Annotated in this window: 17 protein-coding genes; 8 read left to right on the forward strand and 9 right to left on the reverse strand. The window is 58.3% G+C overall.

What is annotated here, in order from left to right:
- Window positions 1-17: 17 nt before the first annotated feature.
- Window positions 18-500 (reverse strand): MarR family winged helix-turn-helix transcriptional regulator, encoded by a 483-nt coding sequence (locus tag ED661_RS11560; protein ID WP_254054821.1) that lies wholly within the window; start codon window positions 498-500, stop codon window positions 18-20.
- Window positions 501-676: 176 nt separating this feature from the next.
- On the opposite strand from ED661_RS11560, the gene ED661_RS11565 reads away from it, so the two are divergent.
- Window positions 677-1,804 (forward strand): beta-ketoacyl-ACP synthase III, encoded by a 1,128-nt coding sequence (locus tag ED661_RS11565; protein WP_122074019.1) that lies wholly within the window; start codon window positions 677-679, stop codon window positions 1,802-1,804.
- 62 nt (window positions 1,805-1,866) lie between these two features.
- Here ED661_RS11565 and arsH read toward each other — a convergent pair whose 3' ends face one another.
- Both arsH and ED661_RS11575 read right to left on the reverse strand, forming a co-directional pair.
- Complete coding sequence (gene arsH, locus ED661_RS11570; protein WP_122074020.1) at window positions 1,867-2,592, reverse strand: arsenical resistance protein ArsH; 726 nt, start codon at window positions 2,590-2,592, stop codon at window positions 1,867-1,869.
- Between the two features lie 4 nt (window positions 2,593-2,596).
- Window positions 2,597-3,076: a hypothetical protein gene (locus ED661_RS11575; protein ID WP_122074021.1), complete on the reverse strand. Its 480-nt coding sequence runs from the start codon at window positions 3,074-3,076 to the stop codon at window positions 2,597-2,599.
- Between the two features lie 548 nt (window positions 3,077-3,624).
- Here ED661_RS11575 and ED661_RS11580 point away from each other — a divergent pair.
- Window positions 3,625-4,209 carry a thymidine kinase gene (locus ED661_RS11580; RefSeq protein ID WP_122074022.1) on the forward strand — a complete coding sequence of 195 codons (585 nt, stop codon included), beginning with the start codon at window positions 3,625-3,627 and terminating at the stop codon, window positions 4,207-4,209.
- Window positions 4,210-4,385: 176 nt separating this feature from the next.
- Here ED661_RS11580 and ED661_RS11585 read toward each other — a convergent pair whose 3' ends face one another.
- From ED661_RS11585 to ED661_RS11605, 5 genes are all read right to left on the reverse strand, one after another.
- Window positions 4,386-5,336, reverse strand: coding sequence for a D-glycerate dehydrogenase (locus ED661_RS11585; RefSeq protein WP_122074023.1), 951 nt, complete (start codon window positions 5,334-5,336; stop codon window positions 4,386-4,388).
- Window positions 5,337-5,349: 13 nt separating this feature from the next.
- The gene (locus tag ED661_RS11590; protein ID WP_122074024.1) at window positions 5,350-5,688 is read right to left on the reverse strand and encodes a tRNA-binding protein; all 339 of its coding nucleotides are present in this window, start codon (window positions 5,686-5,688) and stop codon (window positions 5,350-5,352) included.
- Window positions 5,681-6,493 (reverse strand): pyrroline-5-carboxylate reductase, encoded by an 813-nt coding sequence (proC, locus tag ED661_RS11595; protein ID WP_122074025.1) that lies wholly within the window; start codon window positions 6,491-6,493, stop codon window positions 5,681-5,683. The genes ED661_RS11590 and proC overlap by 8 nt, the downstream gene beginning before the upstream one ends.
- A gap of 46 nt (window positions 6,494-6,539) precedes the next feature.
- Window positions 6,540-7,040, reverse strand: a complete 501-nt coding sequence (locus tag ED661_RS11600; protein WP_122074026.1) for a YbjN domain-containing protein — start codon at window positions 7,038-7,040, stop codon at window positions 6,540-6,542.
- 437 nt (window positions 7,041-7,477) lie between these two features.
- Window positions 7,478-7,720, reverse strand: a complete 243-nt coding sequence (locus ED661_RS11605) for an accessory factor UbiK family protein (protein ID WP_122074027.1) — start codon at window positions 7,718-7,720, stop codon at window positions 7,478-7,480.
- 97 nt (window positions 7,721-7,817) lie between these two features.
- Here ED661_RS11605 and lgt point away from each other — a divergent pair, with 97 nt between their 5' ends.
- From lgt to ED661_RS11625, 5 genes are all read left to right on the forward strand, one after another.
- Complete coding sequence (gene lgt, locus ED661_RS11610) at window positions 7,818-8,717, forward strand: prolipoprotein diacylglyceryl transferase (protein ID WP_122074028.1); 900 nt, start codon at window positions 7,818-7,820, stop codon at window positions 8,715-8,717.
- Complete coding sequence (locus ED661_RS11615) at window positions 8,714-9,784, forward strand: class I SAM-dependent methyltransferase (RefSeq protein ID WP_122074029.1); 1,071 nt, start codon at window positions 8,714-8,716, stop codon at window positions 9,782-9,784. The genes lgt and ED661_RS11615 overlap by 4 nt, the downstream gene beginning before the upstream one ends.
- Window positions 9,781-10,536, forward strand: a complete 756-nt coding sequence (gene pgeF, locus ED661_RS11620) for a peptidoglycan editing factor PgeF (protein WP_122074030.1) — start codon at window positions 9,781-9,783, stop codon at window positions 10,534-10,536. The genes ED661_RS11615 and pgeF overlap by 4 nt, the downstream gene beginning before the upstream one ends.
- A gap of 258 nt (window positions 10,537-10,794) precedes the next feature.
- Window positions 10,795-10,968 carry a hypothetical protein gene (locus tag ED661_RS21940; protein ID WP_162930082.1) on the forward strand — a complete coding sequence of 58 codons (174 nt, stop codon included), beginning with the start codon at window positions 10,795-10,797 and terminating at the stop codon, window positions 10,966-10,968.
- Window positions 10,969-11,311: 343 nt separating this feature from the next.
- Window positions 11,312-12,094 carry a Hint domain-containing protein gene (locus tag ED661_RS11625; protein ID WP_122074031.1) on the forward strand — a complete coding sequence of 261 codons (783 nt, stop codon included), beginning with the start codon at window positions 11,312-11,314 and terminating at the stop codon, window positions 12,092-12,094.
- Window positions 12,095-12,173: 79 nt separating this feature from the next.
- On the opposite strand, the gene ED661_RS11630 is transcribed toward ED661_RS11625, so the two are convergent.
- Window positions 12,174-12,674 (reverse strand): Lrp/AsnC family transcriptional regulator, encoded by a 501-nt coding sequence (locus ED661_RS11630; protein WP_122074032.1) that lies wholly within the window; start codon window positions 12,672-12,674, stop codon window positions 12,174-12,176.
- Window positions 12,675-12,947: 273 nt separating this feature from the next.
- Between ED661_RS11630 and trxB the strand changes: the two genes are divergently transcribed.
- Entirely contained in the window at window positions 12,948-13,892 is a 945-nt protein-coding gene (trxB, locus tag ED661_RS11635; RefSeq protein WP_122074033.1) for a thioredoxin-disulfide reductase, read from the forward strand.
- Window positions 13,893-14,060 lie beyond the last annotated feature (168 nt).

The following is a 14,060-nucleotide window of genomic DNA, read 5'->3' on the forward strand; positions in this document are numbered from 1 at the left end:
TGCAATAGGTGCATCTCTTACTTCTCCTTGCCGGGGCAGCGGTTGGCGAACCCTAGAAACTTCTTTTGTAGCTTATCGGACAGAACAGCAAATTGCTGAATATCATCTTCATTCAGACCGCAAATCTCGCGAAAAGCATGTTCTGCCCGTTTTTCCAGGGCGTCTCGCAGAACGCGCCCTTTTTCCGTCAGTTGCAACTGAAAGGCACGACGGTCCCCTGCGTCACGGACCCGTTGCGCCAGACCGTCCTGTTCCAACCTGTCAGCGGCCATGGTCACGCTCGAGGGAACCAGCAACAACCTCTTTGCCAACTCACCCATCCGGCGTGGGCAATCCAGCTGCAGCAAGAGATTGCACTCCACCCGCCCCAAGCCGGTAATGATATCCTGTTTGCACAGGGCTTCATCCATGCGCCAATACAGCGCAAACATTCCCAGCAGTACCCGCATTTCCGGGCTGGCCTGGTTTGGGTCCGTCATGGGGGGCGAGGTCTGTGGCATCTGAACCTGATCAATTCCTTGTGATTCCCCCGCTATACTTCACCTTACGAACCTTTCATGTGATGAACTTCACAGTTCAGTCGATGAATTCTCTCTGGCGTACCCGCCGTAAACCTTGACCTTTGGGCAACAAAAGCGTCACAAATACGGGGTTTCTTCCCCATAGGGTCTCTGACATGTACACAGCCGCAATCACCGGCACCGGGGTTTTTACCCCCACCCAAACCATCACCAATGCTGAGCTGGTCGTGGCCTATAACGCCTATGCCGACAAGATCAACGCCGAGAACGCCGAGGCCATTGCTGCAGGCAGTTTTGAAGCTTTGCCCCATTCCTCGGAAGAGTTCATCTTCAAGGCCTCCGGCATTGAGCAACGCTATGTGATGGATAAGGCCGGGGTTCTGAACCCGGACATCATGTATCCCCAGCTGCGCCAGCGCGACGATTCCGAGCCGGGCATCATGGCTGAAATGGCCCTGGATGCGGCCAAAAAGGCACTGGCCCAGGCCGGCAAGACAGCCAAAGACGTTGATCTGGTGATCTGTGCTGCCTCCAATATGGAACGCGCCTACCCCGCTGTCGCGATCGAAATTCAGGACCTTCTAGGCATCAAGGGCTTTGCCTTTGACATGAATGTCGCCTGCTCTTCCGCCACCTTCGGCATTCAGGCCGCCGCTGATATGATCCGCTCGGGCAGCATCCGCTCGGCGCTGGTTGTGAATCCTGAAATCTGCTCCGGCCACCTGGAGTGGCGCGATCGCGACTGCCATTTCATCTTTGGCGATGTGGCCACAGCGACCCTCTTGGAACGTATTGAGGACGCCAAGGGCGATCATTTTGAGGTGATTTCCACCCGCTGTGCCACCGATTTTTCCAACAATATCCGCAACAACAACGGCTACCTTCGGCGCTCACGCCCAGATGGGGTCGAAGATCGTCGCGATATGCAATTCATGCAGAACGGCCGCAAGGTGTTCAAAGAAGTGCTGCCCATGGTCAGCCAGCATATTGCCAATCATATGGCCGACGAGGGGATCCAGAGCGACGATATGAAACGGCTCTGGTTGCACCAGGCCAACAAGTCGATGAATGACTTTATCGGCAAAAAGGCCTTGGGGCGCACCCCGGCTGAAGGTGAACAGCCCAATATCCTGCAGGACTATGCCAATACCTCTTCGGCCGGCTCGATTATTGCCTTTTCAAAATATTCCGAAGACCTGAGCGACGGTGATCTGGGGCTCATCTGTTCTTTTGGTGCGGGCTATTCCGTAGGCTCGGTCATTTTGCGGCACCACAGGGCCTAAGAACCGGCCCAAATGCAGCCATATAAAACAAAACTGCGCGCCGGTGGCGCGCAGGATGGGCTTCAATCGGTGCTTTTCTTTGACACCCGCTCATGCACCGCTTCTACGCCCTCTACGCGTTCGGAATAGCGGTCCACCAAATAGTCTTTGCGCCCGCGTGTGAGCCAGGTGAACTTTACCAGTTCCTCCATCACATCATAGACCCGGCGGAAAAACGGACCGTCCGGCAGCCGCTCGCCTTCTGCAAATTCAAGCCAGGCTTTGGGGATCGAACTTTGGTTGGGGATGGTGATCATCCGCATCCAACGCCCCAGAATGCGCATCTGATTGACCGCATTAAAGCTCTGCGAGCCGCCCGAGACCTGCATCACAGCCAGCGTTTTGCCCTGAGTAGTCCGAATGCCGCCCTTCAACGACAGCGGCAGCCAATCGATCTGCAGCTTCATGACGGCCGTCATCGCACCGTGGCGTTCCGGGCTGGACCAGACCATGCCTTCGGACCAGACCACCAGATCGCGCAGCTCTTGGACCTTGGGGTGATCCGCAGCGGCACCATCATCAGGCAGTGGCAGCCCGGCGGGGTCAAAGATCCGTGTCTCGCAGCCCAAGGCCTGCAAGATACGTGCGCCTTCTTCGGCGACTTTGCGCGAATAGCTCACATCGCGCAGACTGCCATATAGCAACAGAATCCGTGGGGCGTGACGCGGATCACCGGGTTGCACCAGGCTCTCCACATCAATGGCAGCAGCAGCCCCCGCAGAGACCTGCGGCAGATCGTTCAGATCCATGGATTCAGGCGCTTTCTTCTTCGAGATGCAGCTTCATATCGAGCAACACATGCTGCAGCATAACGGTTTCACGCAGCAGCCGTTTGGCCTCATTCACCGTGATAATCCCATCCTCAATGGCGGTTTGATACTCGCTCATCAAAAAGGCAAATCGCTGGCTCAGCGCGATAACATCGGCGTTCACCCCGCCGCTGCGTGCGGTGGTGCTGGTGCCATCGCTGTTGCTGGCGTTTTTGGTGTCATAGGACAGCGTAATATTCTTCAGATCAGCCAGTGCCGATGTCACATGCGGATAGGAGGCTTCTTGCTCCAGCTTGGCGACCGCATCAACCGGCATGAACCGGTCGGTATGCTCTGAATTGTCGGAATAATATCGACCCAATGTCGCCTTGGACTTGCCAGTGATCTGGCAGGCTGCCTCGATCCCGACATCCTTTACCAAGGCCTCAGTATGCTTTTTTAGATAGGTACCGATCTCTGCCATAAACTCTCACCAGCCATGCCGTGCCAAAAGGGGAAGCTCGGGAATAATTTCCCATGCTGCCGTTGTAAAGTATTTGCTAATATTTCACCATCCCTAAGGTTTTCAGGGATTTAGCGAGTGACGGAGGGTATATTCTGGCTCTCCTTGGTGTTTCAGAACCTGCTTAGTGAGTGGGCGAGGTTTTGACACGGGGTCCATTTTCCCGTGCTTTTAGAGTGGGCAAAGGTTTTAGCCTAAGTACCTCTCCTGATGTGCCGGCAATATTCTCCGGACAGCCCTAGCAACGTTAGTTCTTGGGAGTCAGGGGGGGTATTATCGTGCCGCCCCACAGTGTTGCGATTCAAAAACCGCAACCGAAGCACCCCTTAAGCCCCTAAAATCACACTGATTTTCAACCTACCCCCTGATTGGTTCAGTTGCTGTTCCAAACATTGCTTCAGCCTACCAAAGCCTGCCCTTTCTACGCCTGCCTGCTGGCAGCAGCACTCTTTAGGTGACCTCCTTCCAGCCTCTTGCTCCCCCAGGCAGAGACAGGATAAAGGGAGGCCATGGCAAAGCTCTATTTCAACTACTCGACCATGAACGCCGGCAAGTCGGCTGTTCTTTTGCAGGCCTCGCACAACTACCGCGAAAACAACATGGATACCTATCTGCTGACCGCGCAGATCGACACCCGCGTCGGAGAGGGGAGAATCGCTTCGCGCATTGGCATCAGCGAGGCCGCCGATACCTTTGCTCCCGGCGAAGATCTCTTTGCCAAGATCCAGGCCCGGCTCGCCCAAGGAGAGGTCGCCAGCATCTTTGTCGATGAAGCCCAGTTTCTGACCGCAGACCAGGTCTGGCAGCTGGCCACAGTGGTGGATGACCTCAAGGTCCCGGTGCTGTGCTATGGGCTGCGGGTGGATTTCCAGGGGCAGCTGTTTCCGGGCTCTGCGGCGCTACTGGCGCTGGCAGATGAAATGCGTGAGGTGCGCACGATTTGCCATTGCGGCAAGAAGGCCACCATGGTGATCCGTCAGGACGCAGAGGGCCGCACCATCATCAAGGGCGATCAGGTGCAGATTGGTGGCAATGAGAGTTATGTCTCTCTGTGCCGCCGCCACTGGCGCGAGGCCATGGCAAGGGGCAGTTGATCTGCCTCTCCTGAGAGGGGTTCAGCCCGCTTGAGGCGGCCGGTTTGGGGGCTCTGCCCCCTCGCGCCGCGGGCGCTCTCCCCCGGAATATTTGTGGAAACGTGAAAACAGGGCAAAGCCCACAAGGCCGCGCTGTTTGTCACAAAGCCCAAGTCTTGGCACCGCCTCGCGTCGTTTCAGACCTGGTTTGGCAGCGGCTGCCCGGCAACAAAGGCCGCGATATTGTCCAGGGCCATATGTCCCATGGCGCTGCGCACCTCTTCGGTTGCGGTGCCCAGATGCGGCAGCAGTGTCACATTGGACAGCTCTCGCAGGGCCTGCGGCACCTCTGGCTCAAACTCATAGACATCCAGGCCCGCTCCGGCGATACGCTGGGCTTGCAAGGCGGTGATCAAAGCCTGCTGCTGTACCACTTCGCCCCGCGCGATATTGATCAAATGAGCATGTGGCTGCATTGCGGCCAAAACATCTGCATTCACCAGATGCCGCGTCTCTGTGCTGCCCGGAACCGCCACGACCAGGAAATCCACCTCGGCAGCCAAGTGTTGCAGATCAGGCAGACGAGTGGCGTCGAACCCGGGAGATTTGTCGCTGCGCGCAGTGTAGAACACCTGCATGCCAAAACCAAAATGGCAGCGCCGGGCAATGGCCGCACCGATGCGGCCCATGCCAATAACCCCCAGTTTCTTGCCGGTCACATGCTGACCCAGCATCTGGGTTGGGTGCCAACCCGGCCAATCCCCGCTGCGCACCAGGCGTTCGCCTTCGCCTGCGCGGCGCGCGGACATCAAAATAAGTGTCAGGGCAATATCCGCCGTCGCATCTGTGACCGCCCCCGGGGTATTGCTGACAGCCACCCCAGCGGCGGTTGCTGCGCCGACGTCAATATGATTGAACCCAACGCCAAAGTTGGCCAGGAGCTTGCAGCGCGGCTCTGCCACTTCGGCAAAAATTCCGGCGTCAAAACCATCCCCCAGCGTTGGCATCACCAAATCGAACCCCTGCAGCGCAGAAAGCATTTCCTGCCGGCTGAGCACGGAAGGCTGAGAGCGGATAACCACATCAAACTCGGCGCGTGCCCGGGCCTCAACCACTGCGGTCATGGGACGGGTGATCAGAAGTTTCATTGCCAATCCCTCCTCAGTGCAATCGACCACCAAGAGGCACTGGCCCGTCGGGACCAATAAGGCGGATTTCACCTGCCTCATCCGGCAGGCCCAGCACCAGAACCTCGGACATGAATTTACCGATCTGGCGCGGCGGAAAATTCACCACTGCCATGACCTGTTTGCCAACCAACATCTCGGGCGAGTAATGCGCCGTCACCTGGGCGGAGGTCTTTTTCTCGCCAATCTCAGAGCCAAAATCGATCCAGATCTTGATCGCCGGCCTGCGCGCTTCCGGGTAGGCTTCGGCCCGAATGACCTCGCCGACGCGAATATCCACCTTCATGAAGTCGTCAAATGTGATCTCACCCACGCGAAAGCTCCTTGGATCGATTGGTTGCCGCAGCCACGGCGCGGTTCAGCAGATCGGGAAAACCTGTGTCCTCCTGCATCAAGACCTCAAGCGCCGCCTGTGTGGTGCCATTGGGGCTGGTCACATTGACGCGCAATTGACTGGGGTTTTCTTCGGCCACATTTGCCAATGCCCCGGCGCCGGCAACCGTCGCCTTGGCCAGTTTCATCGCCAGATCCTCCGGCAGCCCCTGGGCCTCACCGGCGGCTGCCAGGGTTTCGATCAGGTGAAACACATAGGCCGGGCCAGAACCACTGACCCCGGTGACCGCGTCAATTTGCGCCTCATTCTCCAAACGCACCGTCTGGCCGATGGCCTTCAACAGCTCTTCCGCCATATCGAGATCAGCACCAGATGCATGGGCATTGCCAATCATCGCTGTGATCCCTTGGCCAATCGCGGCTGGCGTGTTGGGCATGGCCCGCACAATGGGGGTTTGAGCCCCAAGGATCGCTTCAAAACTGGCAATCGAGGTTCCCGCCGCAACCGAGACAAACAACGTCTCGCCATTGCCCAGCGCCTGGAGTTTCGGCAGGGCCGCTCCCATCATCTGTGGTTTGACCGCAATCAGTACCAAGGCAGGCGCGGCTGGCAGATCGACATTGATATGCACACCAGTGGCCCGCAGCCACTCTGATGGATGGGGATCCAACACCCAGACCGAAGAGGCAGGCAGCCCCCCCTCCAACCAGCCTGCCAGCATGGCGGATCCCATCTTTCCACAGCCCAACAGCACCAGCCCGCGTGTCTCAATACCGGTTGTCATCGTCCGATCGCCTCATATCAGGTAATTACTATTTCTTTGCAAAGACTTACGCTCGGCCATAGGCCTCTGCAATGGCGACCTGGATCGCCTCGTTCGGGGATTTGCCCGCCCAGGTGGTGAGCTGGATCGCCGGGTAATAGCGCTCACAGTTAGAAACCGCGGCATGGATCATGGCGTCAATCTGTTCCGGGCTGGCGAACTGCCCTCCCGCCAGAACCAAACCATAGCGATAGAGCATCACCTTGTGATCGGCCCAATAAGTAAAGCCCCCCGCCCAGCATTGGTCATTCATCAGATTGATCAACTCATAGAGCTGAGGGATCTTGGGCTCTGGTGGCTCCATCTCATAGCTGCAGACCAAGCGCAGCGTCTCTTCATAGGCCGACCAGGCCAGGGTCAACGAATAGGTCCGCCACTGGCCTTCGACAGCCATGGCAATCTGATCGTCGCCGATGCGGTCAAAATCCCAGTCATGATGGGCCGCCAGGGTTTCGACAATATCGATAGGGTGAATATCGTCATCCAGATGAAATTCGGAAAGGGCCATGTCTCACCTCTCAGGTCTCTAGCCATCAGGACCGGTACAGCCCCCTATAGCTAGGTTTCTGGTCAATGAACCGGGGAGCATCCCCGCCTCCATACTAGATATGGTGGCAAGGGGGGTAGACTCTGGCAACCCTTTATTTGGGGATATCTTCAATAAGTTGTGGATGAATAGCCATTCACCGCAAGATATCGGCATATTTCCGCGACATCTTGTCTATTTGGAAAAGCGCGCTGATCAAGCACCTGTACGCTGTCGCGACCACGAATGAAAAAGCGACCCGCAGCAACTGAGGGCTCTGCATCATCTTTCTACAAATATTCCCGCCGGAGGCTTCCTCATTCTCTGCACCCGCTAGCCGATGTACAGTCACCACGCGCCCCCAAAGGGGCCGCGCAGCAGATCACCAACGCGATGAGGTTGGGAACACTGCAGGTCCTTCAGTCCTTGGCGTCAAGCGCATCCAGACGAGCCTTCAGCGCCTCATTTTCTTCCCGCGCCTTTTGCGCCATGGCGCGCACCGCATCAAATTCTTCGCGGGTGACAAAATCGCGGTCCGCCAACCAGCGGTCCATCAGGCCCTTCATTGCGGTATCCGCCTCATCCTTTGCGCCCTGGGCCACGCCCATCGCATTGGTCATCAGCTGCGAAATGTCGTCCATGATCTTGTTTCGGCTCTGCATCATCTTCTCCGTATCACTCTTACCCCCTATATGGGGCCGCAAAGGGTCGCGGGCAAGCCGTTGACTTCCATTCGAGAGCAAAGGCATTCAGGACCACATGCGAGCCATGATCCCCTTCCCCGATATTTCGCCCGAGATTTTCTCGATTTCCCTGTTTGGCATGGAGTTTGCCCTGCGATGGTACGCTCTGGCCTATATTATCGGCATTGTCATCGCCTGGCGACTGGCTGTTGCCGCGTTGAAATCACCGGCGCTCTGGCCGGGCCAAAAGGCGCCGATGCACCCCGAACAGGTGGAAGATCTGCTCACCTGGATCATTTTGGGGGTGATTCTCGGTGGGCGGCTCGGCTTTGTGCTGTTCTACCAGCCCGGCTATTACCTGTCGCATCCCAGCGAGATCCTGCGGATCTGGCAGGGCGGCATGGCCTTTCACGGTGGATTGATCGGGGTGATCGTCGCCTCCTGGGCCTATGCCAGCCGCCACGGCATTTCCAAACTGCAGATGGCTGATCTGGTGGCCTATACGGTGCCCGCAGGGCTGATGCTGGGGCGCCTGGCCAATTACATCAACGCCGAGCTTTGGGGGCGCCCAACCGACCTGCCCTGGGGCGTAGCCTTTCCGGGGGCTGCGGCGCAGGACTGCGGACAGGCCCTGGGAGAGATCTGCGCCCGCCACCCCTCGCAGCTCTATGAGGCTGCCATGGAAGGTCTGATTCTAGGGCTTTTGCTGATCTGGCTGACCTGGCGCCGCCAAAGCTTCCAACGGCCGGGCCTAAACCTTGGGATTTTTCTGGGGGGATATGGGTTGGCACGGTTCACGGTCGAATTCTTCCGCCAACCCGACTCGCAATTTGTCACGCCGGGCAACCCGCTGGGCCTTGCCTGGGAGATTGCGGGATATGGGCTCACCATGGGGCAGATCCTGTCCCTGCCGATGATCGCGCTGGGGCTCTATTTTGCCCTGCGCCTCAAACCCCAACTGGATCCGGTGCCATGACCACATTGCAGGACCAGTTGATCGCCCGGATCACCGCTGAAGGCCCGATCAGCCTGGCGGATTACATGGCCGAATGCCTGCTGCATCCCGAATACGGCTATTACACCACGGCCACTCCCTTTGGTGCCCAGGGGGATTTCACCACTGCGCCGGAAATCAGCCAGATGTTTGGCGAACTTATAGGCCTGTCACTGGCCCAGTGCTGGCTGGATCAGGGCGCCCCTGCCCCCTTCACCCTTGCGGAGCTTGGTCCGGGACGCGGCACCCTGATGGCCGACCTGTTGCGCGCCACCCGCGGCGTTCCTGGCTTTCACGCCGCCCTGCAACTGCATCTGGTCGAGGCCTCTGCCAATCTGCAAAAACAACAGGCCGAGGCCCTGGCAGGCTATGATGTCACCTGGGTCGATAGCGTCGATGAGCTGCCCCGGCAGCCCCTGTTTCTGGTCGCAAACGAATTCTTTGACGCCCTGCCCATTCGCCAGTTTGTCAGAGACGGCGAAGGCTGGAGAGAAAAACGCCTGGGGCTGGCCGAGGGCGCGCTCTGTTTCGGTCTCGGCCCCGAGGCACCGCAGCCCGCGCTGGAACATCGGCTGCTGGACACCAAAGACGATGACCTGGTCGAGCTGAGCCCGGCGGCGGCCCCAATCAGTGCCAGCCTGGCCCAGTGCATAGCGCGCCATGGTGGGGCAGCACTGATCATCGACTACGGCGATTGGCGCTCTTTGGGCGACACCCTGCAGGCGCTCAAATCACACGAACCCGTAGATCCACTGACATCTCCCGGCAGTGCTGACCTGACAGCCCATGTGGATTTTGAAGTGCTCTGCTCGGTGGCAAAGGGCGCGGGCTGCGCCCATAGCAAGGTGACCCCCCAGGGCGTGTTTCTGGAACGGCTTGGCATTACCGATCGCGCCCGCACGCTGGCCGCCGGATTGGACGGCGAAGCCTTGGAAAATCTGATCGCCGCACATCGGCGGTTGACGCATCCAGAGGAAATGGGAAACCTGTTCAAAGTACTGGGTCTCACCCCGAGCACCATCGCCCCACCACCAGGATTGAATGAATGACGCTGGAAATACTCACCTCTGAGCTTTTGGACCCCGTGCATCACGGGTTTTTCACCCGCCGCGGCGGCGCCTCATCGGGGATTTTTCAGGGGCTGAACTGCGGTGTTGGTTCCAGCGACCAAAGAGAGGCGGTGACGCTCAACCGGGCCCGTGTAGCCGAGGCGATGAATGTTGCCCCCACAGCCCTTGTTGGGGTGCATCAGATCCATTCGCCAGATGTGGCGGTGATCACCGGCCCCACGGCTGAGCGGCCCCGCGCCGATGCCATGGTCACAAACACGCCGGGTGTGGCCCTCGGTATTCTGACTGCCGATTGCCAGCCGGTGCTTTTTGCCGATGTCGAGGCTGGCGTCATCGGCGCGGCCCATGCGGGCTGGCGCGGCGCGCTGGATGGCGTGCTGGAGGCCACCCTAAAAGCGATGGAAGATCTCGGCGCAGACCGTAGAAACATATCAGCAGTTATCGGTCCCTCCATCTCCCAACCAGCCTATGAGGTTGGCCCTGAGTTTTTTGACGACTTCCTGAGTAAGGACCCCGATCACAGTCGTTTTTTCACCAAGGGCCGCGAGGGGCGCTATCAGTTCGACCTGCCAGGCCTGGGGTTGCACCTTTTGCGACAAGCGGGCGTAGGTCAGGCCGAATGGACACGCCACTGCACCTATAGCGATGAAGAGCTGTTTTACTCCTACCGCCGCACCACCCACGCTGGGGAAGCGGATTACGGAAGGTTAATTTCCTGCATCGCCCTGTGAGGTACGGAACGGGGCAATGCCGTGCCCTTTTTGCCCAATTTCGCCTTCTTCATCGGCGAGCCGACCTCAAAAGTACCTAGTTTTTTACTAAAATACAGGCATTTAACACCTTCACAGCACGCCCTTAGCCCTACTCTCCCCTGGATTGATAACACTTAACTATTCCACCTACCGGTCACATTCAGGGCGCAATGATTACCGATAAAAGGGACCAACAGAGCTATGGGAACATCGCTCGCCCCAGGTAGGAGAGACATCATGAAAGCCAGAAATCGCTTTTTGAAATCGGTCATTTCGACTGCAAAATCAGAGGCAACGCAGATGCCCTGGAGCCGGGGCGTGGTCCGAGAGGCACATCTGGCCCAGCGCCGCGCACCTCAATCAACCCAGCCAGCCTCTGGGCATTTGACGGTGCGTTTGAAACGCGCCTAGCCCCGACTTCCTTTGGCCAAACAGCCGCGCCCCCCAGGCCGAACTGCCTCTGACAATTTGGCCAGAGCCCCCTGGATCAGCCGGTTCTCACTATGGCCGCCCATTTGCGGTGACCCTTTTTTAGTCAATGACCGCCACAGTCTTTACGGAAACAACCTCCAGATCGCCGCCGTGCTGTTTTTTCTGGGCCGTTGAGAGATAACAAGCAAAGCACCATTGTGCACATATTTACGATGCAAAACACTGATCTATCCCCTGGCCACTCAAAGGCCCATCTGCCTCCCGTTTTCTGCCAATGGGAGCGCGTACCGGTGACGCGTTTTGTAAGAAAGGTCTCGAGCCAATGACACTTCCGCACTCCCTCCAACAGGCCGCTGCCAAGGCTTCGGAAACCAGCGCGCTCCTGCAAGATCCGGCTGCGCTGCGCCAGGTTAACAAACCGCAACTGCGCCGCTATGAGGTGAGCAGCCTGCTGCCCAATGGCGGCATCGCAGAGACCCGGCACATCGCCCCTGCCCTGCCAATATTTGAGGATGCCTTCTGCGCCTTCACGCGGGGATCGCTGGTGGAAACCACCACAGGGCCAATTGCCGTCGAAGACCTGCTGCCCGGCGATGAGATCATGACCCAGGACGGCGGCAGTCAGCCACTGATCTGGAAAGGCTCTACCAGTCTGGTACCCTCACGCAGTGATGCCAAGGGGCGCGCCCATCGATTGACCAGCTTTATGCCCGACAGCCTGGGCCTGCAGAAACCGGCCTCCTGCGTTGTCGCCGGACCGGCAGCGCGCCTGTTGCGACTGCCACCGCATATGCGGGTTTCGGCTGACGCCTCGCAGTTGCTGACACTGGTTGAAGAATTTCAGGACGGGATGAATATTTTTGAAACCGCCCCCCCCACAGTCGTGGACTTGTTCCACCTCTGCCTGCCAGAACATGCGGTGATCAATGTTGGCGGCTTGGAGTTTGAAACCTACCACCCCGGACCAGAGGCGTTAAAGCTGGTGAGCTATGCTATCAAAACGCTCTACTTCAATCTCTTTAGTCACGTAGAATCGCTCAGCGGATTTGGCCCCCTGGCCTATGAGCGCGCCACGCCAATGGTGGACAGGTCGCTGCACGACTAGCAAAAACCCGCCAGAGCCCGAATCATCGGCTTTCATGGGAAAAAACAAAGGCGCATAGACCCACTGCGGTCTATCGCCCTCAGGCCTCGCGTTGCAGGCGCTCTTCCAGAACATCAAAGGGAACACCTGGCTCATCCTTGGCACCGCGAATGACCAGCGATGTCTTGACGCTGGCCACATTGGGGGTGGTCAGCAGCTCTGAGGTCAGAAAGCTCTGGAAGGTGCTGAGATCGGGCGAGACACATTTCAGAATGAAATCCACCTCCCCGTTCAACATGTGGCACTCGCGCACCAAAGGCCAGCTGCGGCACTGCTCTTCAAAGGCAGACAGCTCAGCCTCGGCCTGGCTTTCCAGCCCGACCATGGCAAAGACCTGCACCTCAAAGCCCAGCTCACGGGCGTTGACCTCGGCGTGGTAGCCGCCAATCAGACCCGCCTCTTCCAGCGCTCGCACCCGGCGCAGACAGGGCGGCGCCGAAATGCCGACCCGCTTGGCCAGCTCGACATTGGTCATGCGCCCATCGGCCTGCAACTCCGACAGTATCTTGCGATCAATCGGATCAAGTCGGGTTGTGACCATGGTTTAAGCTCCTGTCGATTTTCGTTTCTTATAGCACCGCCGCCGGGCCGCGCAATATTATTTCACGGATGCGAAATAATCTTTGCCACAGGCAGATACAAGCGCCAAAACAGACTGGCCTATTATCGCAAAAGTGTGACCCATCCCCCGCGCTTTCCCCTGACCCGGCTTCCTATCAGGGGTTTAAGAGGCGTAGCCCTAACGCTATATGCAGGGACTGACGGTGGCCACAGCCGCCATGTGCAACAAAATTTGCAGATTTGGGGATACGAGATGAGCGACACGCGCCACACCAAGGTTCTGATCATAGGCTCCGGCCCGGCTGGCTATACCGCCGGAGTCTATGCCGCCCGCGCCATGCTGGAACCGGTCCTGGTTCAGGGTATCGAGCCCGGCGGCCAGTTGACCACCACCACCGAAGTCGAAAACTACCCCGGCTTTACCGAGGTCCAGGGCCCCGATCTGATGATCAAGATGCAGGAACATGCCTCTGCCATGGGCTGTGATATCGTCGGCGACATCATCACCTCGCTTGACACCTCTAAACGCCCTTTTGTGGCCAAAGGCGACAGCGGCACCACCTATACGGCGGATGCGGTGATCCTGGCGACAGGCGCGCGGGCCAAATGGCTGGGGCTGGAGTCTGAAGAGAAATTCAAGGGCTTTGGCGTCTCGGCCTGCGCCACCTGCGACGGGTTCTTCTACCGGGGCCAGGAAATTGTGGTCATCGGCGGCGGCAACACCGCTGTGGAAGAAGCCCTGTTCCTGACCAATTTTGCCTCCAAGGTCACCCTGGTGCACCGCCGCGACGAGCTGCGCTCGGAGAAAATCCTGCAGGATCGCCTGTTCAAGAACCCCAAGATTGAAACTCTGTGGTTCCACGAATTGGAAGAGGTCTATGGCACCGACAGCCCGCTGGGCGTTGAAGGCATCAAGGTCAAACATGTAAAAACCGGTGAAATCACCGACATTCCCGCCAAGGGCGTTTTTGTTGCCATCGGCCACGCGCCCGCCAATGAGCTGGTCAAAGACACTCTGGAGCTACACAACGGCGGCTATGTCTCGGTCAAACCCGGCACCACCGAGACCTCAATCCCCGGTGTGTTTGCGGCAGGGGATCTGACCGATCACAAATATCGTCAAGCCGTGACGTCGGCAGGCATGGGCTGCATGGCTGCACTGGACGCAGAGCGCTTCCTGGCCGAACAGGACGACTAATTCGCATCTACCTTGCGCCGCGATCAGCGCCACAAAAACAGCGGTCGACCAGGGTCATTCTGGTCGACCAAAGCCATAGATCCTTACCTTTCCCCTCCTTTGACATTGCGAAACACTCTTGACCCGCATGGTCACATCCAACACCCTGATGCAGCGCAACCGGAGGGG

Origin of the sequence: Pseudophaeobacter sp. EL27 (assembly GCF_900313025.1) — a bacterium.
Taxonomy (GTDB): Bacteria; Pseudomonadota; Alphaproteobacteria; order Rhodobacterales; family Rhodobacteraceae; genus Pseudophaeobacter.